At 71.1% G+C, this 22,606-nt stretch carries 17 protein-coding genes; 12 read left to right on the top strand and 5 right to left on the bottom strand.

Annotated elements, in window-relative coordinates; genetic code table 11:
• Window positions 1-110 precede the first annotated feature (110 nt).
• From IE278_RS32510 to IE278_RS32475, 8 genes are all read left to right on the top strand, one after another.
• The gene (locus tag IE278_RS32510) at window positions 111-1,361 is read left to right on the top strand and encodes an ROK family transcriptional regulator (protein ID WP_189777415.1); all 1,251 of its coding nucleotides are present in this window, start codon (window positions 111-113) and stop codon (window positions 1,359-1,361) included.
• 331 nt (window positions 1,362-1,692) lie between these two features.
• Window positions 1,693-2,760, top strand: a complete 1,068-nt coding sequence (locus IE278_RS32505; protein WP_189777413.1) for an ABC transporter substrate-binding protein — start codon at window positions 1,693-1,695, stop codon at window positions 2,758-2,760.
• 5 nt (window positions 2,761-2,765) lie between these two features.
• Window positions 2,766-3,752, top strand: a complete 987-nt coding sequence (locus IE278_RS32500) for an ABC transporter permease (protein ID WP_246570979.1) — start codon at window positions 2,766-2,768, stop codon at window positions 3,750-3,752.
• Complete coding sequence (locus IE278_RS32495; protein WP_246570976.1) at window positions 3,728-4,534, top strand: ABC transporter ATP-binding protein; 807 nt, start codon at window positions 3,728-3,730, stop codon at window positions 4,532-4,534. Before IE278_RS32500 ends, IE278_RS32495 begins: the two co-directional genes overlap by 25 nt.
• Complete coding sequence (locus IE278_RS32490; protein ID WP_189777411.1) at window positions 4,531-5,940, top strand: LLM class flavin-dependent oxidoreductase; 1,410 nt, start codon at window positions 4,531-4,533, stop codon at window positions 5,938-5,940. The genes IE278_RS32495 and IE278_RS32490 overlap by 4 nt, the downstream gene beginning before the upstream one ends.
• 31 nt (window positions 5,941-5,971) lie before the next feature.
• On the top strand, window positions 5,972-6,865 hold the full coding sequence (locus tag IE278_RS32485) for a TauD/TfdA dioxygenase family protein (RefSeq protein WP_189777409.1): 894 nt from the start codon (window positions 5,972-5,974) through the stop codon (window positions 6,863-6,865).
• Window positions 6,866-6,993: 128 nt separating this feature from the next.
• On the top strand, window positions 6,994-8,400 hold the full coding sequence (locus tag IE278_RS32480) for an amino acid permease (RefSeq protein ID WP_189777406.1): 1,407 nt from the start codon (window positions 6,994-6,996) through the stop codon (window positions 8,398-8,400).
• Window positions 8,401-8,673: 273 nt separating this feature from the next.
• On the top strand, window positions 8,674-8,895 hold the full coding sequence (locus IE278_RS32475) for a hypothetical protein (protein ID WP_189777404.1): 222 nt from the start codon (window positions 8,674-8,676) through the stop codon (window positions 8,893-8,895).
• A 20-nt stretch (window positions 8,896-8,915) separates the two neighbouring features.
• On the opposite strand, the gene IE278_RS32470 is transcribed toward IE278_RS32475, so the two are convergent.
• Window positions 8,916-9,572 (bottom strand): mycothiol-dependent nitroreductase Rv2466c family protein, encoded by a 657-nt coding sequence (locus IE278_RS32470; RefSeq protein WP_189777401.1) that lies wholly within the window; start codon window positions 9,570-9,572, stop codon window positions 8,916-8,918.
• Window positions 9,573-9,736: 164 nt separating this feature from the next.
• Between IE278_RS32470 and pepN the strand changes: the two genes are divergently transcribed.
• Together pepN and IE278_RS32460 are read left to right on the top strand one after the other, a co-directional pair.
• Window positions 9,737-12,313 (top strand): aminopeptidase N, encoded by a 2,577-nt coding sequence (gene pepN / locus IE278_RS32465; protein ID WP_189777391.1) that lies wholly within the window; start codon window positions 9,737-9,739, stop codon window positions 12,311-12,313.
• Between the two features lie 310 nt (window positions 12,314-12,623).
• The gene (locus tag IE278_RS32460) at window positions 12,624-13,700 is read left to right on the top strand and encodes a hypothetical protein (protein ID WP_189777389.1); all 1,077 of its coding nucleotides are present in this window, start codon (window positions 12,624-12,626) and stop codon (window positions 13,698-13,700) included.
• A gap of 71 nt (window positions 13,701-13,771) precedes the next feature.
• Here IE278_RS32460 and IE278_RS32455 read toward each other — a convergent pair whose 3' ends face one another.
• Both IE278_RS32455 and IE278_RS32450 read right to left on the bottom strand, forming a co-directional pair.
• Window positions 13,772-15,529 carry a TIGR03767 family metallophosphoesterase gene (locus IE278_RS32455; protein WP_189777387.1) on the bottom strand — a complete coding sequence of 586 codons (1,758 nt, stop codon included), beginning with the start codon at window positions 15,527-15,529 and terminating at the stop codon, window positions 13,772-13,774.
• A 251-nt stretch (window positions 15,530-15,780) separates the two neighbouring features.
• The gene (locus IE278_RS32450; protein WP_189777385.1) at window positions 15,781-16,254 is read right to left on the bottom strand and encodes an NUDIX hydrolase; all 474 of its coding nucleotides are present in this window, start codon (window positions 16,252-16,254) and stop codon (window positions 15,781-15,783) included.
• A gap of 231 nt (window positions 16,255-16,485) precedes the next feature.
• On the opposite strand from IE278_RS32450, the gene IE278_RS32445 reads away from it, so the two are divergent.
• On the top strand, window positions 16,486-19,791 hold the full coding sequence (locus IE278_RS32445; RefSeq protein WP_189777383.1) for a S8 family serine peptidase: 3,306 nt from the start codon (window positions 16,486-16,488) through the stop codon (window positions 19,789-19,791).
• A gap of 79 nt (window positions 19,792-19,870) precedes the next feature.
• Here the strand turns inward: IE278_RS32445 and IE278_RS32440 are convergent, their stop codons facing one another.
• Both IE278_RS32440 and IE278_RS32435 read right to left on the bottom strand, forming a co-directional pair.
• Complete coding sequence (locus IE278_RS32440; RefSeq protein WP_189777381.1) at window positions 19,871-20,722, bottom strand: hypothetical protein; 852 nt, start codon at window positions 20,720-20,722, stop codon at window positions 19,871-19,873.
• A 1-nt stretch (window position 20,723) separates the two neighbouring features.
• A complete protein-coding gene (locus IE278_RS32435; protein WP_189777379.1) occupies window positions 20,724-21,278 on the bottom strand; it encodes an RNA polymerase sigma factor in 555 nt (184 codons plus the stop codon).
• A 280-nt stretch (window positions 21,279-21,558) separates the two neighbouring features.
• Between IE278_RS32435 and IE278_RS32430 the strand changes: the two genes are divergently transcribed.
• Complete coding sequence (locus IE278_RS32430) at window positions 21,559-22,584, top strand: aspartate-semialdehyde dehydrogenase (protein ID WP_189777377.1); 1,026 nt, start codon at window positions 21,559-21,561, stop codon at window positions 22,582-22,584.
• The last annotated feature ends 22 nt before the right edge of the window (window positions 22,585-22,606 follow it).

The following is a 22,606-nucleotide window of genomic DNA, read 5'->3' as shown; positions in this document are numbered from 1 at the left end:
CACCTGTCGCCTGCGCTGAGGCGAGCGCGGAGGCACCCGCTCGCCGGACGAGACAGACGTAAGACGTCAGACGTCGGCGCAGTGTCGGACCCTCCCCGAGGAAGTTCTCCATGCCCAGTTCCTCCCTCGCCCCCGTACGCCCCCTCTCCCCCCATCCCCGCGGCGCCGTGGACAGCGACCGGCGCAGGACCAGTGCCAGCGCCGTCCTGCGGTCGGTCCTTGACCACGGCCCGGTGGCCCGCAGCACCGTCGCCCGGCTGACCGGCCTCTCCCCGGCCTCGGTCACCGACCACTGCGCCCGGCTCACCTCACTCGGTCTGATCCGGGAGGCGCCGGGACCGCGCCGGTCGAACGGGGTCGGCCGCCCCCACGTACCGGTCGACCTGGACGGCTCCCGGTTCGTCGTGGGCGGCGTGCACGTGGCGGTGCCGTACACCACGGTCGCCCTTCTGGACCTGCGCGGCCGGGTCGTCGCCGAGCGCCGGCTGCGTCATGACGAGGCCGCCCCCGAACCTGCCCGGGTCCTCGCGAACGCCGCCGCCGGGCTGCGGGCCCTGCTGACGGACGCCCGGGGCCGTATCCCCCTCGCCGTGGGTTTCGCGGCCGGCGGCTGGGTGGACCGGGACTCCGGGACCGTCGTGGAGCATCCGCTGCTCGGCTGGCGGGACGTGCCGGTGCGCGAGGTGCTGCACGCGTACACCGGTCTGCCGGTCCATGTGGACGGCCACGCACGGGCGCTGGTCAACGGGGAGCGGCTGTTCGGAGCGGTGGCACGCGAGGGTCTGAGCGTGCTGCACCTCTTCGCGGGCAACGTCGTGGACGCCGCGTTCGCCACCCATGAGGGGGTCCACCACGGTCCCCGTTCCCAGGCCGGCTCGATCGCCCATCTGCCGCTCGCGGGCGGCACGGAGCGGTGCGACTGCGGCCGGACGGGCTGCCTGCAGGCCGAGTTGAGCGAGCGGACCCTGTGCCGGCGGGCGCGCGAGGCGGGGGTCATCCGTACCGCGAACCCCATGCACGTGCTGGCCGCCGCGGCCGGCGGCGACGCGGACGCCGTACGGCTGCTGCTGCACCGCTCGCGGATGACCGGGCGGGCCGTGGGGCTGCTGCTCGACGTGCTCAACCCGGACACGGTCGTCGTCACCGAGGTGGGCGCCATCCACCGGGAGGACTGCCTCGCCGCGCTGCGCGAGGAGGTCGGGCCCGACCGGGCGGCGGCCGTCGCGCCGACCAGTTTCCCGGATTCGGTACTGGCCGTAGCTGGCGGCTCGGTGGCCCTGGACGTGCTCTACCGGGACCCGCTCGGCGTGTCCCCGGGCCGGCTCCGCGCCTCGTCGGGCTCTTCACCGGGATCGATTTAATTCAGAAAATCCGAATGTTGACAGGCGTCGCACCAGGCCAGGAGCATCGTGTCCATGAGCACCGAGTCCAAGAGCTGCCGCACCCTCTGTTGTTGACACGTTGAGACGTTGACGCACTGACACGTTGACGCGCTGACGTTCCGTCCGCGTCCGTCCGTCGTCTGCCGCTCCTCACGCTCCGGTTCGCTCCGGTTCCTCATCCTCCGGCTGTTCCCGCCGCGCTGCCGCTCTGCCGCGCTGCCGTGTGGCCGCCTGCCCGTCGCGCGCACCCCTCCCCTCGCTGTCCGCAGCGCGGCCCCGTGCACCATCCATGACCTCAGGGAGTCCTCCCATGCCACCTCTGTCCGCGTCCGGAGTCGACCGGCGGCTCTTCCTCTCCTCCCTGCTCGGCGCCGCCGCCGCTGCCGGGCTCAGCGGTTGCGCGGGCAGCAGCGCCGCCGACACCGGGGCCAAGGGGTCGACGTCCGCCCCGCTGGCCGACAAGGTCCCCTCGGGTACGAGCCTCAAGATCTCCTCCTACCAGGGCGTCCAGCAGTTGCAGTTCAAGCTCGCGGGGCTGACCGACCTGCCGTTCAAGGTGTCCTCCTGGGCGAACATCGGGGCCGGTCCCGACGTCATCAACGCCTTCCGCTCCAAGTCCCTGGACGTCGCCAACAACGCGGGCATCCCGCCCATCCAGGCGCACTACCAGGGTTACGACGCGAAGATCGTCGCGATCAACATCACCCGCAAGCCGAACTACCTCTTCGCCACCAAGCCCGGCAGCGACATCCGGTCCGTCGACGACTTCAAGGGCAGGAAGCTGGCCTTCTCGCAGGGCCAGGCCCAGGGGGTCGTCCTGCTGCGGGCGCTCAAGCAGGCCGGGCTGGCGTACGACGACGTGGAGCTGGTGCCGTTGACCAGCAACCAGTTCCTCACCGCGCTCCAGGCGGGCCAGGTGGACATCGCCCCGCTCGCCAACAGCCAGTCGCCCGCCTACCTCAAGCAGTACGGGTCCAAGGGCGCCCACACCATCCCCACCGATGTCGTGGACCTCCTCAGCCTGTTGTGGGCGCCCGTCTCCGTGCTGGCCGACAAGGCGAAGGCCGCCGCCGTGGCCGCGTACATCCCGCTGTGGGCCAAGGGCCAGGTGTGGGCGTACGAGCACCCCGACGAATGGAACAGAGAGTTCTACGTCAAGACGCAGAACCTGAGCCTCGCGCAGGCGGAGGCGATCACCGAGCTGGCCAACAAGCCGCTGTTCCCGCCGAGCTGGGACGAGGCCGTGAAGTGGGAGCAGGAGACCGCGGACCTGCTGGCCGAGGGCGGCTTCGTGAAGGAGTTCGAGGTCGACCCGCTCTTCGACCGCCGCTTCGAGGGCATCGCGGCGAAAGCCGTCTCCGCCGAGTACCGGAAGTGAGCGCGATGACCACCTCCATCCCCTCCGCCACCGCCGCCACCTCCACCGCCGCCGCGACCGCTGTGTCCGAGGACGGCGAGAACGGCCGGAGCGACGAGACCGGCGAGACCGGCGAGATCTCCCAGACCTCCGGCGCCGCCGAGACCGCCGGGGCCGCCGAGACCTCCGGCGCCGCCGAGACCGCCGCCCCGGCACGGCGGACCGGGCGGCGCCGGCGCGGCGGCCTCTCCCCCGGCAAGCGGCTGCCCGCCTCCCGGCTGATCGGTCCCGTGCTGTTCTTCGCGCTCTGGGCCGGCGCCTCCGCCGCCGGGCAGCTGGACACGAACGCGATCCCCGCGCCCTGGACGGTCCTGCGGACCGCGGGTCAGCTGTGGAGCGACGGCACGCTGTCCACCGACATCCTCACCTCGCTGCGGCGCGCCGGATCCGGGTTCGCCCTCGGGCTGACCGCCGGGGTGGTCCTCGCGCTGACGGCCGGGCTCAGCCGGGTCGGCGAGGCGCTGATCGACGGGACGGTCCAGCTCAACCGGGCGATCCCGACCCTCGGTCTGATCCCGCTGTTCATCCTCTGGCTGGGCATCGGCGAGACCTTCAAGATCGCGATCATCGCCATCGTCGTCTACATCCCGATCTATCTGAACCTGTACTCCGCGCTGTCCGGCATCGACCACCGGTTCGTCGAACTCGCCGAGGTGCAGGGGCTGTCCAAGCTCCGCTTCATCCGGGAGATCGTCATTCCCGGCGCGCTGCCCGGGTTCTTCGTGGGACTCCGGCTCGGCGTCACCGGCTCCTGGCTCGGCCTGGTGGTGCTGGAGCAGATCAACGCCACCAGCGGCCTCGGTTACATGATGTTCCAGGCCCAGAACTACGGCCAGACGGACGTGATCCTCGTCGGCCTGCTCATCTACGGGATCTTCGGCCTGGTCTCCGACAGCGCGGTCCGCCTCATCGAACGGAGGGTGCTGTCATGGCGACGCACACTGAACAGCTGACGTCCCGGCCGGCCCCGTCGGCCACTACGGCTCCGGCCGCCCCGGCCGTGCGGCTCAGGGGGCTGACCCGGTCCTTCGACGGGCGGACCGTCCTCGACCACGTGGACCTGGACCTGCCGGCCGGGCAGCTCACGGCCCTGCTCGGGCACAGCGGCTCCGGCAAGAGCACCCTGCTCCGCGCCATCGCCGGTCTCGACCACGAGGTCGTCGGCAGCGGCGAACTGAGCGCACCGGACCGGGTGTCCGTCGTCTTCCAGGACTCCCGGCTGCTGCCCTGGCGCCGCGTCCTCGACAACGTCCTGCTCGGCACGGACGGCAAGGAGGCGGCGGAGCGGGGCCGCGCCGCGCTCGCCGAGGTGGGGCTCGCGGGACGCGAAAGGGCCTGGCCCAACGAGCTGTCCGGCGGCGAGGCCCAGCGTGCCGCGCTGGCCCGTTCCCTGGTGCGGGAGCCCGAACTCCTCCTGGCTGACGAGCCGTTCGGCGCCCTGGACGCGCTCACCCGGATCAAGATGCACGGTCTGCTGCGCGAGCTGTGGGAGCGCCACCGGCCCTCCGTCCTCCTCGTCACCCACGACGTGGACGAGGCGATCGTGCTGGCCGACCGGGTGCTCGTACTCGACCAGGGCCGGATCGGCCTCGACCTGACCATCGACCGCGCGCATCCGCGTTCGTACCGCGATCCGCTGCTCGGCGAGTACCGCGAACGGCTGCTCGCCGCACTCGGCGTGACCGAGGACCACACGGGCTCCGAGGCCCACCCGGACCAGGAGGACCACCAGTGACCCGGCGACGGCTGCACCTCAACGCCTTCCTCATGAACACCGGCCACCACGAGGCGTCCTGGCGACTCCCGGAGAGTGATCCCTACGCCCACGTGGAGCTGGGCCACTACGTCCGGCTGGCGCGTATCGCCGAGCGCGGCACCTTCGACTCGCTCTTCCTCGCCGACGGACCGCAGCTGTGGAGCAATCTCGCGCAGCGGCCGGCCGGCGCCCTGGAACCGCTCACGCTGCTCACCGCGCTGGCGACGGCCACCGAGCACATCGGACTGATCGCCACCGCGTCCACGTCGTACAACTCGCCGTACAACCTGGCCCGCAAGTTCGCCTCGCTGGACATCATCAGCGGGGGCCGGGCGGGCTGGAACATCGTCACCACGGCCGGTGCCGAGGCCGCCCGCAACTTCGGGCTCGACGCGGAGCCCGCGCACGCCGAGCGGTACGCGCGGGCCGCCGAGTTCCTCGATGTGGCGCTCAAGCTGTGGGACAGCTGGGAGGACGACGCGATCGTCGCCGACAAGGCGGCCGGTGTCTGGGGCGACGACACGAAGATCCATCCGCCCCGGCACCGGGGGAAGTACTTCGGCGTCGAGGGCGCCCTGAACGTGCCGCGTTCCCCGCAGGGTTATCCGCTGCTGGTGCAGGCCGGTTCGTCGAAGGACGGCAAGGCGTTCGCGGCCCGTTACGCGGAGGCGGTGTTCACCGCCCAGCAGACCCTGAAGGACGCGCAGGACTTCTACGCCGACCTCAAGTCCCTGACGGCGGCGGCCGGCCGGAACCCCGACCACATCAAGGTGCTGCCCGGGATCGTCCCGGTGATCGGCTCCACGCAGGCGGAGGCACGCGCGAACGAGCAGGTGCTGGAGGACCACATCGTGTACACGCACGGCGTGGCCCGGCTGGAGAGCCTGTTGCAACTGCCCGCGGGGACACTGGAGTTGGATGGTCCTCTGCCCGCCGATCTGCCGCCCGAGAGTTCCATCGAGGGCGCCAGGAGCCGGTACACGCTCGTCGTGGAACTCGCCCGGCGCGAACGCCTCACCGTGCGGCAGCTGATCGGCCGGCTCGGCGGCGGACGCGGGCACCTCACCTTCACCGGGACGCCCGAGCAGGTCGCCGACGCCATCGAGGAGTGGTTCACGCTCGGCGCCGCCGACGGCTTCAACATCATGCCCGCGGTCCTGCCGTCCGGCCTCGACGCGTTCGTCGACCACGTCGTGCCGATCCTGCGCACCCGCGGCCTGCTCCGCACGGCGTACGACGGCACCGGGTCCGAGGGCACCGAACTCGAAGGCGCCGGGGGCACCGGCCGGCCCCGGCAGACCCTGCGCGAGAGGTACGGCCTCCCCCGCCCCGCCAACCAGTACGTCACCCCGGCGCCCGGCTCCCCGGCGCTCGCCCGCGTCTGACCACCCGCTCCGCACACCCGAGAGGAACCCCATGACCGACATCGAGATCCAGAAGGTCACCGCGAGGATCGGCGCGCGGGTGTCCGGCGTCGACATCGCCAAGCCGCTCGACGAGGAGACCGTCACCGCCCTGCGCGGCGCCCTCGACGAGCACAAGGCGCTGGTCTTCGACGACGTCGACCTGGACGACGAGGGCCAGCAGGCCTTCGCCCGGCACTTCGGCGACCTCACCACCGCCCATCCGACCGTGCCCGCCGTGGCGGGCGCCCCGAACGTGCTGCCCGTCGACAGCGAGCGCGGCCGGGCCGCCAACCACTGGCACACCGATGTCACGTTCGTGCTCAATCCGCCGCAGGCCAGCACCCTGCGCAGCATCACGCTCCCGCCGTACGGGGGTGAGACGCTGATCGCCAGTTCGGCCGCCGCCTACCGCGATCTGCCCGAGCCCCTGCGCCGGCTCGCGGACACGCTGTGGGCCGAGCACACCAACGACTACGACTACGCGGTGCCGGACGAGGAGATCGACGAGGCGCAGGCCGCCCAGCGTGCCCAGTTCACGTCCATCACGTACCGCACCGCCCACCCCGTGGTCCGGGTCCACCCGCTGACCGGTGAACGCGGTCTTTTCATCGGCGGTTTCGCCCAGCGGATCGTGGGGCTGTCGGTGAACGAGTCCCGCAAGGTCCTCGATCTGCTCCAGGCCTATGTCGTACGGCCCGAGAACGTCCTGCGCCACCGCTGGTCGCCGAACCAGCTGGTGCTGTTCGACAACCGGATCACCCAGCACTACGCCATCGACAACTACGACGGTCTGCCGCGCCGGCTGAACCGGGTGACGGTCGCCGGTGACGTGCCGGTGGGCGTCGAGGGCAAGGAGAGCTACTCGATCGCGGGCGACGCCTCGCACTACACCTCGGTCGCGTAGTCGGGGCATCACCCCTGGTGGCGGGCGTGTCCGGATGATGGACGGCTCCTTCGCGTGTGCGGAGGGGCCGCCCAGACTGTGGGCGTTTTTGCCCAGCCGCAGTCGCACGTAAGGGACCACCCCCACGCATGTCCCGTACCACTCAAGACGTCGAGCCCTCGCCCTCCCTCACCCACGGGCTCAAGCAGCGCCATCTGTCGATGATCGCCCTCGGCGGGGTGATCGGCGCGGGTCTGTTCGTCGGCTCCGGCGCGGGTATCGCCGCGGCGGGCCCGTCGATCGTCGTCGCGTACGCCGTGTCCGGTCTGCTCGTCATGCTGGTGATGCGGATGCTGGGCGAGATGTCGGCCGCGTATCCGTCGTCGGGTTCCTTCTCCGCGCACGCCGAGCGGGCCGTCGGGCCGTGGGCCGGTTTCACCGCGGGCTGGTCGTTCTGGGTGCTGCTGTGCACGGCCGTCGGCCTGGAGGGCATCGCCGCGGCGAAGATCATGACCGGCTGGCTGCCCGGCACGCCGGAGTGGGCGTGGGTGGCCCTGTTCATGGTCGTCTTCTGCGCCGCGAACCTCGCCGCCGTCAAGAACTTCGGCGAGTTCGAGTTCTGGTTCGCCGCGCTGAAGGTGGGCGCGATCGCCCTGTTCCTGGTCCTCGGCGTGCTGGCGATCACCGGCCTGCTGCCCGGCACGGACTCCCCCGGCCTCACCCACCTCACCGGCGAGGGCGGCTTCCTGCCGAACGGCGGTGAGGGGCTCGTCGTCGGCCTGCTCGCCTCGGTCTTCGCGTACGGCGGCCTGGAGACGGTGCCGATCGCGGCGGCCGAGTCGCAGGACCCGGTACGGGGTGTCGCGAGCGCCGTGCGCACGGCGATGTGGCGCATCGCGCTCTTCTACGTCGGCTCGATGGCCGTCATCGTGACGCTCGTCCCGTGGGACTCGAAGACGGTCGTCGACAAGGGCCCGTACGTCGCGACCCTCGACCACCTGGGCATCCCTGGCGCCGGGCCGCTCATGAACGTCGTCGTCCTCGTCGCCCTGCTGAGCGCGATGAACGCCAATGTGTACGGGGCCTCGCGCATCGCCTACTCCCTGGTGGAGCGGGGCCAGGGGCCGCGGGCTCTCGGACGGGTCTCCGGCGGGGTGCCGCGGGTCGCCGTGCTCGCCTCCTCGGTGTTCGGCTTCGGCTGCGTGCTGCTCAGCTACTGGCGGCCCGAGGACGTCTTCCCCTGGCTGCTGAACATGATCGGCGCGGTGATCCTGGTCGTCTGGATCTTCATCGCGGTCTCGCAGCTGCGGCTGCGGCGGCGGCTGGAGCGGGAGTCCCCGGAGAGGCTCGCCGTGCGGATGTGGGCGTTCCCGGTGCTGACGTGGGTGGCGCTGGCGGGCATGGTGGCGGTCTTCGTCCTGATGGCACGGGAGCCGGACACCCGGGTGCAGCTGTACTCGACGGGCGGGATGACGCTGTTCCTGGCGGCGGTCGGCTACGCCCGGCAGCGGACGCGCGCCGGGAGCACCGGGAGCGCCGGGAGCACCGGGAGCTGACGGCGGCTTCGGCACCGAAGGGCCTTCGCACGGAGGACGGTTCGTGCGAGGGCCCTTCCGCGTGCTCGACCACGCGGCTCCACCCTCTTGCTGTTAGCCTGCATTTGCAAGAGACTTGCAATAAGCCCTCCGGGGAACGCCGGAGCGTCCTGCCTCGTGATCGTCTTCTCACCCTTCACGGCGGCAGGCGGATGAACGGAAGGCCCCCGCGAGGATGTGACTCGCGGGGGCCTTCCGGTATGAGGGGCTCCGGGTGATGGTTACGGAATGCCGATGAGGAGCTGCAGCACCTGGCGGAGCCAGGAGGAGGAGCACCGCTTCCTGGAGCCCGATGAAGCGGACTGGCTCAAGAAGGAACTGGACACGAACAACGTGGACACCTTCATGGTCTGCCTGGCCTGGGTGGGCGGCGGAGCCAAGCAGTGCCGCAACCTCCGGACGTACTGGCAGGAGAAGCCCTTCAGGAAACCCCTGCGCCTGCCCGAGCCGGAATGACGCTCACCGGCCGGTGAGGACTACAGGTTGCTGAAGTCCGGGCCCTTCGTGCGGGTGCGCTTGAGCTCGTAGAAGCCCTCGACCGAGGCGACGAGGAGGGTGCCGTCCCACAGCCTGGCGGCGTCCTCGCCCTTGGGGGCCGGGGTGACGACCGGGCCGAAGAAGGCGATCTGCCCGCCGTCGGCGCCGGGGACCGCGATGACGGGTGTGCCGACGTCCTGGCCGACCTTGTCGATGCCCTCCTTGTGGGAGGCGCGCAGCTCGGCGTCGAACTCGAAGTCCTTCTGGTCCGCGTAGTCGATCAGATCGGCGGGGAGGCCGACCTCGTCGAGCGCTCCGGCGATGGCCTCGCGCGTCGGGCCCTGGCCGTCGTTGTGGATGCGGTTGCCGAGCGCGGTGTAGAGCGGGCCGAGGATGTCGGCGCCGTGCTTCTGCCAGGCCGCGGTGACCACGCGGACGGGCTCCCACGCCGACGTGGACATCATCTCGCGGTAGTGGTCGTCCAGCTCGTCCAGCTTCGGCTCGTTCAGCACCGCGAGGCTCATGATGTGCCAGCGGACCTCGATGTCCCGGACCTTCTCCACCTCCAGGACCCAGCGCGAGGTCATCCAGGCCCACGGGCACAGCGGGTCGAACCAGAAGTCGACGGGCGTCTTGGCGGCAGTCTGCTCAGACATGGTTCTCCTCGTTGGGGGACGCCGGTGCCCGGCACCCTGGGTCGCCGGACTCATGTTCAACGCGATCGGTCGCTCGCGCCATTCCCAGGTACCCGCTGTCAGGGGCACATGGCAGGATCGGTCCTGTTCACACGTACCCATGACGCCACGAGGGAGTGCCGCCCGTGCCCGGTGAGAATCTGTCCCGCGACGAGGCCCGCGAGCGGGCAGCACTGCTGTCCGTCGAGGAGTACGAGGTGTCCCTGGACCTGCGCTCCGCGGTGGGCGGGACGGACACCGAGCCGCGTACGTTCCGGTCGGTGACGACCATCCGGTTCCGCAGCGCGGAGCCGGGCGCGAGCAGCTTCGCGGACCTGATCGCGCCGAGCGTCACAGCGGTCTCGCTGAACGGCAGGGACCTCGACCCGGGCGCGGTCTTCGACGGCTCGCGCATCCTCCTGGAGGACCTGGCCGAGGACAACGAGCTGGTGGTCGACGCCCAGTGCGCGTACAGCCGCACGGGTGAGGGCATGCACCGCTTCGTCGACCCCGAGGACGGCGAGGTCTACCTCTACACGCAGTACGAGCCGGCCGACTCCCGCCGCGTCTTCGCCAACTTCGAGCAGCCCGACCTCAAGGCACCCTTCCGCTTCGAGGTGCGGGCCCCCGAGGACTGGGTGGTGTGGAGCAACGGCGTCGGCGAACTGTCCGACGGGGTGTGGAAGTTCGCCGGGACGAAGCCCATCTCGACATACATCACGGCCTTCGTCGCCGGCCCGTACCACTATGTGACCGACTCCTACGAGCGGGTCCTCGACGACGGCACGCGGCTGGAGATCCCCCTCGGCGCGCTCTGCCGCAAGGGCCTGGCCAGGCACTTCGACGCCGATGACGTCTTCCTCGTCACCAAGCAGGGCCTGGACTTCTTCCACGACCACTTCGACTACCCGTACCCGTTCGGGAAGTACGACCAGGCGTTCGTGCCCGAGTACAACCTCGGCGCGATGGAGAACCCGGGCTGTGTGACCTTCCGTGAGGAGTTCATCTTCCGCGGCAACGTGACGCAGGCGTCGTACGAGCGCCGGGCGAACGTGATCCTGCACGAGATGGCCCACATGTGGTTCGGCGACCTGGTGACCATGGTGTGGTGGGACGACCTGTGGCTCAAGGAGTCCTTCGCCGACTTCATGGGCACGTTCTCGATGGTCGAGGCGACCCGCTTCACCAACGGCTGGGTGACCTTCGCCAACAACCGCAAGGCATGGGCGTACCGCGCCGACCAGCTGCCCTCCACGCACCCGGTCACGGCCGACATCCGCGACCTGGAGGACGCCAAGCTCAACTTCGACGGGATCACGTACGCCAAGGGCGCGTCCGTGCTCAAGCAGCTGGTGGCGTACGCGGGGCGGGACGCGTTCCTGGAGGGCGCCCGCCGCTACTTCAAGCGGCACGCGTACGGGAACACGCGCCTCGGTGACCTGCTGTCGGTCCTGGAGGAGACGAGCGGGCGCGACATGGCGGCCTGGTCGCGGTCCTGGCTGCAGACCGCCGGCGTCAACTCCCTCACACCGCAGGTGCTCCTCGACGCGGACGGGCGGGTCAGTGAGCTGACGGTGCTCCAGGAGGCCGCCGAGTCGCATCCCGAACTGCGGCCGCACCGGGTGGCGGTCGGCCTCTACCGGCAAGAGGGCGCGGACGGCTCGCTCGTGCGGTACGCGCGGGCCGAGGTCGACGTCGACGGGCCGCGCACGATCGTCGGTGAGCTGGCCGGGGCCGACGCCCCCGAACTGGTCCTCGTCAACGACGACGACCTCACGTACTGCAAGATCCGCTTCGACGACGGGTCGCTGGAGACCCTGCGGGCCCACCTCGGCGACCTCACCGACCCGCTCGCCCGCGCCCTGTGCTGGTCGGCGCTGTGGAACCTGACCCGCGACGCGCTCATGCCCGCGCGGGACTTCGTCGACCTCGTGCTGCGCTTCGCGGGCCGCGAGTCCGACATCGGCGTGCTCCAGACGCTCCACGCGTGGGCGAACTCCGCGCTCACCCACTATGTGGCGCCCGAGTGGCGGGCCACCGGCGGGCGGCTGCTCGCCGAGGGCGCGCTGCGCGAGCTGCGGTCCGCCGGGCCCGGCAGCCAGCACCAGCTGACGTGGGCGCGGTTCTTCGCGGCGGTCGCCTCCGACGAGGACGATCTGCGGCTGCTCCAGGAGTTGCTGGAGGGGTCGGCGAAGATCGACGGCCTGGAGGTGGACCAGGAGCTGCGTTGGGCGTTCCTGGAACCGCTCGCCGCGCACGGGGTGGCGGACGAGTCCGTGCTCGCCGCGGAACTCGCCCGCGACGACACCGCGTCCGGCAAGCGGCACCAGGTGCGGTGTCTGGCCGCCCGGCCGTCCGCGGCGGTCAAGGCGCAGGCGTGGGCCGCCGTGGTGGAGTCCGACTCGCTGTCCAACGCGCTGGTGGAGGCGACGATCGGGGGGTTCGCGCAGGCGTCCCACCGGGAGCTGACCGCTCCTTACGCGTCGAAGTACTTCGACGTCATCGAGCGGGTGTGGGCCGAGCGGTCGATCCAGATCGGGATGGATGTGGTGCGGGGGTTGTTCCCGTCGCTGCAGGACTCCGGCGAGACGTTGGCCGCGGCTGACGCGTGGCTTGCCTCCCATGGGGAGGCTGCGCCTGCGCTTCGGCGGTTGGTGCTTGAGGCTCGGGACGATCTGGGGCGGGCGCTTCGTGGGCAGGCGTGTGATGGGGGTGCGGGGTGAGTTCTCGGGGGTGGGTGCGGGTGCGGGTGTGCCGTGGCGGAGTGCGCAGTTCCCCGCGCCCCTGAAGGCGAAAGACTGCGCCGTTCCCCGCGCCCCTGGGGGGTTCCCTAACGGGGGATGTGTGTCCGTTGGGTTGACTTGGGGGGCGTTCATAACAGTTACCTAATTTGGGTGGGTGGGGCCGTGACCCCCGGCGGACCTGGGGGTTTCGGCAGGTGCGGGGGTGGACTTTAGGGCGGGGTTGTCCGGGTTCGACGACGGGCTTGTAACAGCGGTTAGGTGGCGGATCGGACGCGGCAGATTCGAGGTCATGAACCACAACACCCCGCTCTCCCCCCGGCCTCTCCGCCATCTGTCCGACGTCCAGCAGCGCGTCATGACCACCGCGCACCTGCGGGCGCGGGGCGTGAGCACCGCCGACATCAACACGCAGTGCCGGCCTGGCGGTTCCTGGCAGCAGCTCCTGCCGGGTGTCTTCCTGCTCCGCCCCGGGCCCGCCACCATCGAGGAGCGGCTGCACGCGGTCCTCATGTACGCGGCCCGCTCCCCCGTCACGGAACCGGCCGTCCCCACCCAGCCGGGCGCCGGTGCCGGTGCCGGTGCCGGTGCCGGTGCCGGTGAAGCGGCCGCCCCGCAGGGGTACGACGACGCGATGATCACCGGTCTCGCCGCGCTCGCCCTGCACCGCTTCGCGTCCGCTCCCCCGCTGCTCTCCCTGGACCGCGTCGACGTCCTCGTCCCGCGGCTGCGCCGGCTGCGGTCGACGGGCTGCGTGCGTATCGTCCGTACACCGGGTATGCCGGAGCCCGTGCGGATCGGCGGTGTCCCTGTGGCGCCGGTGCCGCGTGCGCTGGCCGACGCGGTCGCCGACATCACGGACGCGGGAGTCGTACGCCGGCTGCTCACCGAGGCGGTGCGCGGTAACCACTGCGAACCCGCGGCGGTCGTACGGGAGTTGACCCATGCCCGGCTGCTGAGCCGGCCGCATGTGGTGGACGCCGTCGACTCGCTCCTCGCCGAGGGCCGGGCCATCGCCGAGGACCGGCTCTACCGCCTGGTCAGGGAACACGGACTGCCCGACCCGGTCTGGAACGTGGACCTCCGGCTGCCCGGCGGCCCGCTCCTCGGCGGACTCGACGCGTACTGGCCCGACCACGCCGTCGCCCTCGAACTCGACACCCGGGCCCCGCGCCAGGACGACGACGCGATGTGGTCCGAGTACGCCCGCAAGCGCGAGCACCTGGAGCGGCTCGGCATCACGGTCGTGCACGTCACGCCGAAGAAGCTGCGGGACTCGATGGAGCAGCAGGCGACCGTCGTGCGTACGGCTCTGATGGCGTCCGGTGACCGCGATCCGGCGGCGTACGTCGTGGTGCTGCCCCGGTAGGGGGCGGGGCAGCACCCCCCGGGGGGGGGAGGGAGGGGTCGCCGGGCGTCCGGCGGCCCCTTCTGGAGGTGTCAGGCCTTCTTCAGGACCAGTTCCGTGTTGCGGTCCTCCGGGGTGCCGCTCAGGTCCGTTCGGGCGCCGGGGGCGTTGAAGGAGAGTTCTCGGTACAGGGCGGCCAGGCCTGTCTGGGAGAGGTCCGTGAAGTCCGTGTCGTGGGGGGCCGCGGACTCGATCAGCGTGGTGAACAGGGAGATCGTGCCGTCGTTGTTGTCGGCGATCTCGATCACGCGGGCCAGTTGCGGGAAGTCGACGTGGGAGGCGGTGGAGATCTCCCAGAAGGAGCGGCCGTCCGGGGCGGAGTGCGGGGTGATGTTGTTCTTGTGGCTGTGGCCGTTCACCCAGGCCAGGACCGGGCGGTGGGCGGCGAGTACCGCGAGGACCTCGTCGCCGCCGTGCCGCCGCTCGCCCGGGTGCGCCGGGTCCTCGCGGAGGTTGCGCATCGACTTGCTGGTGTGGTGGCTGAAGACGATGACGTGTTCCTTGTTCTTCTCCGCCGCCTTCAGCGTGCGCTCCAGCCAGCGCAGTTGGGACGTGCCGAGCGAGCCCTCGTAGTGCCCGCCCGGGTCCGTGGTGTCGAGGCTGACACCGAGCACGTCGTCCGCGATCCGGAACGTGTAGTACTGGGTCTTCGCCGCGAGGTTGGCCTGCGAGTAGCCGTGTCCGACGGGGCCGACCCCGGCGTGCGCCGGGTCGAGGTGGGCCTGGAGGTACTCGGTCGGCGTGAAGGGGGCGCGGCCCTCGTCCGGTGTGACCGAACGCATCCTGCGCGCCTGGGACTTGAGCATCGCCTTGAAGCCGGCGCCCTTGGGGTCGCCGCCCTTCTTGACGTTCTTCCAGATGGCGACGCCCTCCGACTCGTCGAGCGTCAGCAGCTTCTTGGAGCCGACCGCGAACTCGGCGAAGAAGGAGTCGCCGGGCGCGTAGCAGCCGCCGGGCAGCGAGTCGTGGTTGCCGACCGTGGAGTACCAGGGCAGGTTGAGGCCGGGGCTGCGCACCTCGCGGATCGCCGCGGCGAGGAAGCCCTCGATGCGCGGGAAGCCGAGCTGCTTGTCGGCGTCGCGCAGGGCCGCGTCGGGCTGCCAGTACAGCTTGAGGTCGCTGTTCTGGACGCCTTCGTAGCGGGCCGGGTCACCGGAGTTGGGGGTGATGCGGCCGCCGCTCATCACCTTGAGGAACCAGTCCAGTTCCGTCTTGGCGTTGTTGTCGGTGTTGTCGCCGGTGGTCATCACGAAGTGCAGCGGGGAGCCGGTGACGGGGGCGCCGCGCAGCGCGTTGACCCGCTCGACCAGCGAGATCGCGCCGGGCACCGACAGGGACTCCTGGGGGCGCCAGGCGCTGGCGGTCTGGGCGCGCAGGTACTCGTACCGCAGCGGGTGCTGTACGTCGACCAGGTGCAGGTCGGTGAACTGTACGAACGCGGCGAGCGCGGTGCGCCGCTCGGCCCGGCCGGACTTGGCGGCGGCCAGGTCGCCGCGGACGACCCGGGACCAGGCGGGCCCGTCGCCGAGCCGCCGGTAGCCGGAGCCCGGGCGGGCGGTCGCGATGGTCGAGAGGGTGGTGCCCCGGGTGTACGGGGCCAGGGGTGCGGCCGGCGCCCGGCGGGAGACGGCGATGGGCTGCCCCTGGGGGGCGGCGGTGTGGGTGGCGGCCTCGCTGGTTCCCGGGCGCAGCGCGAAGCCGATGCCCGCGGAGAGGGACACCGCCCCGGTGGCGGCCAGGAAGGCGCGGCGGTCACGGGCGGCGGTGGCGACAGAGCGTATGCGCGACATGGCGCGGTCTCCCCTGGTGCGGACGCGTCAGCAGTGGTCGCGGGTGGTCCATCGACGCGAACTTCCCGCTCGTACTTGATGGTTGGCACCGGGGGTGACCTGCGCGTTAACTGGGCGGCAACGGGCAGCGCCGATCACCGTACGTCGATCTTGGACTACCCTCCGCGTCCACCGAGCCCTCCTCGAACGGAGGCCAGCCGGTCACTCCATGTTCATCTGACGGGGTAGGGGGTAGGTTCCGCCGCCAGGTCTCAGGCGCCGGCGGGGTCGTCCGGGATGCCTGTCACACGGCCGGTCCCGGGGCGCTCCCGCCACAGGGCGAGTCCCACGTCGACCAGTCCCACCCGCTGCAGCGCGGGTACCTCGTCGAGGGGGTGCCAGGCCGCCAGGTCGGTCGAGCCGTCGGCCTCGTGGCGCAGTTCGCCGCCGGTGACGCGGGTCTCGTAGACGATCCGCAGGGCGTGGAAGTCGACATCGGCGCCGAGGCGGCGCGGGTAGGTCCGCTTGATCGAGTCGACACCGAGCAGGGAGAGGGGTTCGACCCTGTATCCGGTCTCCTCCTCGGCCTCCCGGACGACGGTGTCGTAGGGGTCCTCGCCGTGGTCCATGCCGCCACCCGGCAGCGTCCAGCGCTTGCCGCCACCCTTCTCCACCAAGCGCGCGAGAAGTATTCGCCCGTCCCGCACACACACGGCGTAGGCCGCCACCCTCAACTCCTCGCGCATGGGCAGACGTTACGTCAGGGACACCCGCACGTCCCGGTTTGGCCGGAGATCGGCGCCATGACGCATGGCGGAATTACGCCATGAACAGTTCACGTCTCGGTCAGCTCTCCCCAAACTTCCGTTTCTTACGTAAAGCTGAGCGGTCATCCGGGTTCACATTCCGGACTGATGCGATCGGTCCGATGTCGATCCGATCGTGAACGGACTTTTCCTTTACTCACAAGGATGCTGATGACCCTCCACTCTCAGCGCGCTCCGATCAGCGGGGCGAGACGCGCGGCACGCATAGCCGTCGCCGCCGGTCTCGTGGCCGCTCTCTCCGCGGCCGGGCCGATACCCATGGCCTTCTCCGCGGACGACCCGGTCCCGGCCGCCGACACGCCCGTCAAGTCCGCGAGCGGGAAGCTCGGTTCGGCCGACGCCGACCTCCTCGCGCAGGCGCAGGCGGGCGGCGACAAGAACGTCACGATGATGATCGCCACCGCCCCCGGGCAGACCGAGCAGGTCGCGGGGCAGCTCGACGCGGTGAAGGGCGGCTCGGTCGGCCGCACCTACGACAAGCTCGGCTACGTCCGCGCGACCGTCCCGACCGCCAAGGCCGAAGCGGCCATCGCGGCGGCCTCCAAGCTCTCCTCCGTGCACGGCATCGACCTGCGCCAGGAGATCGTGCTGGACGACCCGACCCCGTCCGCGGACACGGCCAAGGGCGCCGAGAAGAGCGCCACCGCCGCCGCGTACCCGGCGCCGGGCAAGAACACGCCAGCCGTGAACCCGTACAACCCGTCCTTCGAGACGGGTGCCGTCGACTTCGTGAAGAAGAACCCGAAGGCGGACGGCCGGGGCATCACCATCGGCATCCTCGACTCCGGTGTCGACGTGGCGCACCCCGCGCTGCAGAAGACGACGACCGGTGAGCGCAAGATCGTCGACTGGGTGACGGCGACCGACCCGCTGGTCGACGGCGACGCGACCTGGCGCGCGATGACCAACGCCCGCTCCGGCCCGGTCTTCACCTACGACGGCGAGAGCTGGAAGGCCCCGGCCGGCGACTACGCGGTCAGCCGCTTCCGCGAGTCCGCCTCCGTCGGCGGCGACGCCAACGGCGACCTGAACCGGGACGGCGACACGACCGACAGCTGGGGCGTCCTCTACGACGCCGCCGCGAAGACGGTCCGCGTCGACCTGAACGACAACAACGACTTCACCGACGACGCCGCGATGAAGCCGTACAAGGACGGCTACCAGATCGGCTACTTCGGTACCGACGACCCGGCGACGGAGATCGCCGAGCGGGTGCCGTTCGTCGTGGAGATCCGCAAGGACGTCCCGATGGACCCGCTGGGCGGCGACTGGGTCGGCAAGAAGTCCGACTTCGTCAACATCGGCATCATCGAGTCCGAGCACGGCACGCACGTCGCGGGCATCACCGCCGCCAACAAGCTGTTCGGCGGCAAGATGAACGGCGCGGCGCCCGGCGCCAAGCTGGTCTCCTCGCGCGCCTGCACCTGGAGCGGCGGCTGCACGAACGTCGCGCTCACCGAGGGCATGATCGACCTCGTCGCCAACCGCGGCGTCGACATCGTGAACATGTCGATCGGCGGCCTGCCCGCGCTGAACGACGGCAACAACGCGCGCGCCGAGCTGTACACGCGCCTCATCGACACCTACGGCGTGCAGCTGGTCATCTCGGCCGGCAACTCGGGGCCCGGCGCCAACACCATCGGCGACCCCGGCCTGGCCGACAAGGTCATCTCGGTCGGCGCGTCCATCTCCAAGGAGACCTGGGCCGCCAACTACGGCTCGCAGGTGTCGAAGAAGTACGCGATGCTGCCCTTCTCCTCGCGCGGCCCGCGTGAGGACGGCGGCTTCACGCCGACGCTGACCGCGCCCGGCGCGGCCATCAACACCACGCAGACCTGGTTCCCCGGCGGCCCGGTCGCCGAGGCGGGCTACTCCCTGCCGCCCGGCTACTCGATGCTCCAGGGCACCTCGATGGCGTCCCCGCAGGCCGCGGGCGCGTCCGCGCTGCTGCTGAGCGCCGCGAAGCAGAAGGGCCTCGACCTGACGCCCGCGAAGCTGCGCACCGCGCTGACCTCCACCGCCGACCACATCAGCGGCACGCAGGCGTACGCGGAGGGCGCGGGCCTCATCGACATCGAGGACGCCTGGGACTCGATCCGTGACGGCGCCACCGCCCACGACTACCTGGTGAAGGCCCCGGTCGACACCGCGATCGACTTCGCGCTCAAGACCCCGGGCTTCGGCACGGGCCTCTACGACCGCGAGGGTGGCATCGAGGTCGGCCAGAAGAAGACGTACGACGTCACGCTGACCCGTACGACCGGCGCGAACCGTGCCGTCAAGCACGAGCTGCACCTGAAGAACAACCAGGGCAGCACGTTCCGGATCGTCGGCGGGGACAAGGTCCTGCTCCCGCTGTTCAAGCCGGTGACGGTGAAGGTCGAGGCCAAGCCGGGCAGCGCCGGGCTGAGCAGCGCGATCCTGGAGGTCGACGACCCGCGCACCGAGGGCGTCGACAAGCAGGTCCTCACCACCGTGGTGGCCGCCGCCCCGCTGAAGTACACCTACTCGGCGTCCGGCACGGTCCAGCGCAACTCCTCCACCTCGTACTTCGTGACCGTCCCCGAGGGCGCGAAGAACCTGGAGGTCGCGATCGGCGGCCTGAAGACCGGCAGCCAGACCCGGTTCATCGCCATCCACCCGTACGGCGTCCCGGTCGACAACACGTCGACGCCGTACTGCTACAACAACTACCTCGACGGCAACGGCTGCCGTCCCGACCTGCGGTCCTACAGCGACCCGCAGCCGGGCGTCTGGGAGATCGAGGTCGAGTCGCGCCGCACGTCACCGCTGCTCGACAACCCGTACAAGCTGGGCGTCGAGGTGCTGGGCGCCGACTTCGACCCGGCCGTCGTGACCGTCCCCGACGCCAAGGTCGGTACGCCGACCCCGGCCTCCTGGAAGGTCACGAACAAGCTGGCCCCGGTCGACGGTTCGCTCAAGGGCGGCCCGCTCGGCTCCTCCAAGAGCACGCGGCCGACCATCGCCCAGGGCGCCACGGACACCGTCACGGTGGACGTGCCCACGGGCGCCGAGTCGCTCGACGTGAGCATCGGCAACGTCTCGGACGCCGCCGCCGACCTCGACCTGTCCGTCTACGACGGGCAGGGCAACCTGGTCGGCTCGTCCGCGGACGGCGACTCCGAGGAGGCCGTCTCCGTGCCGACGCCCGCGGCCGGCACGTACACCGTGCTGGTCGACGGCTACTCGGTCCCGGCGGGCACCACCGCGTACGACTACCTGGACGTGTACTTCGCGCCCTCGCTCGGACAGGTGGAGGTCTCCCCGGCCCCCGTGAAGCTCGCCACCGGCGCTTCGACGTCGGTCACCGCGCAGGTCGTCGCGAACGCGGCGCCGCCGGCCGGCCGTACGTTCTTCGGGCAGGTGCAGCTCGTGAACGCGCGGGGCACCGCGGCCGGAACGGGCAGCGTCCTGATCGAGAAGGTCACGCCGTAGCCTTCGGCAGTCGCGTACGACAGGGGTGGGCGTCCGGTTCCACCGGGCGCCCGCCCTTCGCGTTCCCCCGCCGTCGCGCTCAGCGCTTGCCGCCCTCCCCCTTCGCGCACTCCATGCCGCGCGCTCCCGGCAGAGCCTCCAGGATCTCCTTGCGGGCGTCGCCGACCCCCCGGCCGGTCTCCCAGTCCTGCCGGTCCCGCGGGTCCACCGGCAGCCGCACCAGGGTGTACGTGCCGACCTTCAGGTCCTTCCGCGCACTGTCCAGCAGCGTGACGGTGATCGTCGGGTGGGCCGTCGCCGACTGCTCGGGCCGGTAGTAGCGCTTCGCCTCCAGTACGACGCGTACGGTGCCGTCGCCCGTGGGCGTGATGCTCCGTACCGTCCCCTCGACGAGGACCTTGGAGCACGCGAGGTGCATCTCGGGCGAGTACGCCGACGAGTCGCCCCCGCTGTCCTCCTGCTTCGCGGCCGACGAGTCGGCGGAGCCCGTGCTGTCGGCGCCTCCCCGCACGCCGAGCCACACCAGTCCGCCGAGCAGGGCCGTGCCCGCCACGACCACGAGGGTCCCCATGGCCGCTCCCGCGTGACGCCGGTAGCGGCGCGGCCGCCGTGGCCTCGCCTCCTTCGGCGGCCTGCGCGGCGCGGACGCCCGGGGCTGCTCCAGTCCCCGGCCGGCCGCAGGCCGGCCGGGGGGCGAGGCCTGCCCGGCGGGTGCCTCCCCGGCCAGGGTGTCGCCCATGATCCGCAGCTGTTCCCTGAGCAGGGCCACGTCCGCGACCGCCGACCGGTGCTCCGCCATGAACACCGTGTCGTGCCGCGCTCCCTCGGGCAGCGGTTCGTCCGTGATCGCGGCCAGCAGCGCGTCGATTCCCTCGTACCCGGCTTCTTCGTGCCCGGCTTCTTCGTGCCCGGCTCCTTCGTACTCGGGCATGTCACACCACCTCGTCCTCGTGCAGGCGGGTGCGCAGCGCGCGGACCGCCGAGTGCAGCCTGCTCTTGACCGTGCCCTCCGGGATGCCGAGCTCCTCGGCGATCCCCCGGACGGGCAGGTCGGCGTAGAAGCGCAGCACGAGGATCTGCCGCTGGGCGTCGGGCAGCTCGTCCAGTCCCTGGGCCACGGCGAGCGACAGCACCTTCGTCTCCTCGCCGGAGTCGTCCGCGGTGTGCTCCGGGGGCCGCAGCGAGGCCAGCCGTTCGCCGATCCGTTCCTGCCGGCGTCTGGCCCGGTGCCAGTCCATGGCCAGGTTCGAGGCGACGACCGCCGCCCACGCCGACACGTCACGCGGTGCCTCGGCCCCGCTCGCCGCCCGCTCCAGGAGCCGCAGACGTACCTGCTGTACCCCGTCCGGCAGGTCCGTCTGCGGCACCCCGCCGAGCGCGAGCACCGCGCGCACCCGGCGCTCCTGTGCCGCGTCCAGGGGGTCGTCGAGTGCTCCCCCGGCCGACTCCTCGGCCCCCTGGACGCGGCGGGCTTTTCTGCGCAGCACAGCACCCCTCCCCTCCCCGCGTTTCCTCTACGACGCCGGTGGCGCGGAAAACGTTCGACCGGCTCGGGACGAATATGCGGGCCGGTGGGCCGGGCGGGCCAGGGAGCGGGAGGCGTACGTCACACCGGATACGAAACCGAGATGATCCTCACCGGGCCGTCCCGCTTCGCGGGGGAGAGGACCGTCCCACTTCGCGGGCAAAGGATTGGACAGGTGGGCCGGGGTGAGACGCATGATGGAAGCGCTGGTCAGTAACGTACGGGCAAAAAAGGGAGTCGCCGTGAAGGTAGGAATCGTCGGAGCCACCGGTCAGGTCGGCACTGTCATGCTGAGGATCCTCGCCGAGCGCGAGTTCCCGGTGGAGACGCTGCGTCTGTTCGCCTCGGCCCGTTCGGCCGGTTCGACGATCGCCTACAAGGACAAGACCGTGACGGTGGAGGACGCCTCCACGGCCGACTACTCCGGCCTCGACATCGTGCTGTTCTCCGCGGGCGGCGCCACGTCCAGGGCGCTCGCCGAGAAGGTCGCCTCGCAGGGTGCCGTCGTGATCGACAACTCCTCCGCGTGGCGCAGGGACCCCGAGGTTCCGCTGGTGGTCTCCGAGGTCAACCCGCACGCCGTGGCGGACCGCCCCAAGGGGATCATCGCCAACCCGAACTGCACGACCATGGCCGCGATGCCCGTGCTGAAGCCGCTGCACGCGGAGGCGGGCCTGGAAGCCCTCGTCGTCGCCACGTACCAGGCAGTGTCCGGCTCCGGTCTCTCCGGTGTCGCCGAGCTGCACGGCCAGGCGCAGAAGGTCGTCGCCGACGCGGACAAGCTGACCCACGACGGTTCGGCGGTCGACTTCCCCGAGCCGCAGGTCTACCAGCGGCCCATCGCCTTCAACGTCCTCCCGCTGGCCGGTTCCGTCGTGGACGACGGCTCGTACGAGACCGACGAGGAGCAGAAGCTCCGCCACGAGTCCCGCAAGATCCTGGAGATCCCGGGCCTGAAGGTCTCCGGGACCTGTGTCCGGGTGCCGGTCTTCTCGGGGCACTCGCTCCAGGTCAACGCCCGGTTCGCGCGCCCGCTGAGTGTGGAGCGCGCCACGGAGCTGCTGGCCGGGGCGCCGGGGGTCGCGCTCTCGGAGATCCCGACTCCGCTGCAGGCCGCCGGGCAGGACCCGTCCTTCGTGGGGCGGATCCGCGCGGACGAGACCGTCGAGCACGGGCTCGCGCTCTTCGTCTCCAACGACAACCTCCGCAAGGGGGCGGCGTTGAACGCCGTCCAGATCGCGGAACTGGTCGCCGCCGAACTCGGCTGAGTGCCGGGCGCGCCCCTGCAAG

The sequence above is a fragment of the Streptomyces tauricus genome, assembly GCF_014650955.1.
In the GTDB taxonomy this organism is placed as follows: domain Bacteria; phylum Actinomycetota; class Actinomycetes; order Streptomycetales; family Streptomycetaceae; genus Streptomyces; species Streptomyces tauricus.
Note: the sequence above shows the minus strand (reverse complement) of the source record. Positions and strands in the feature narration are given on the sequence as shown.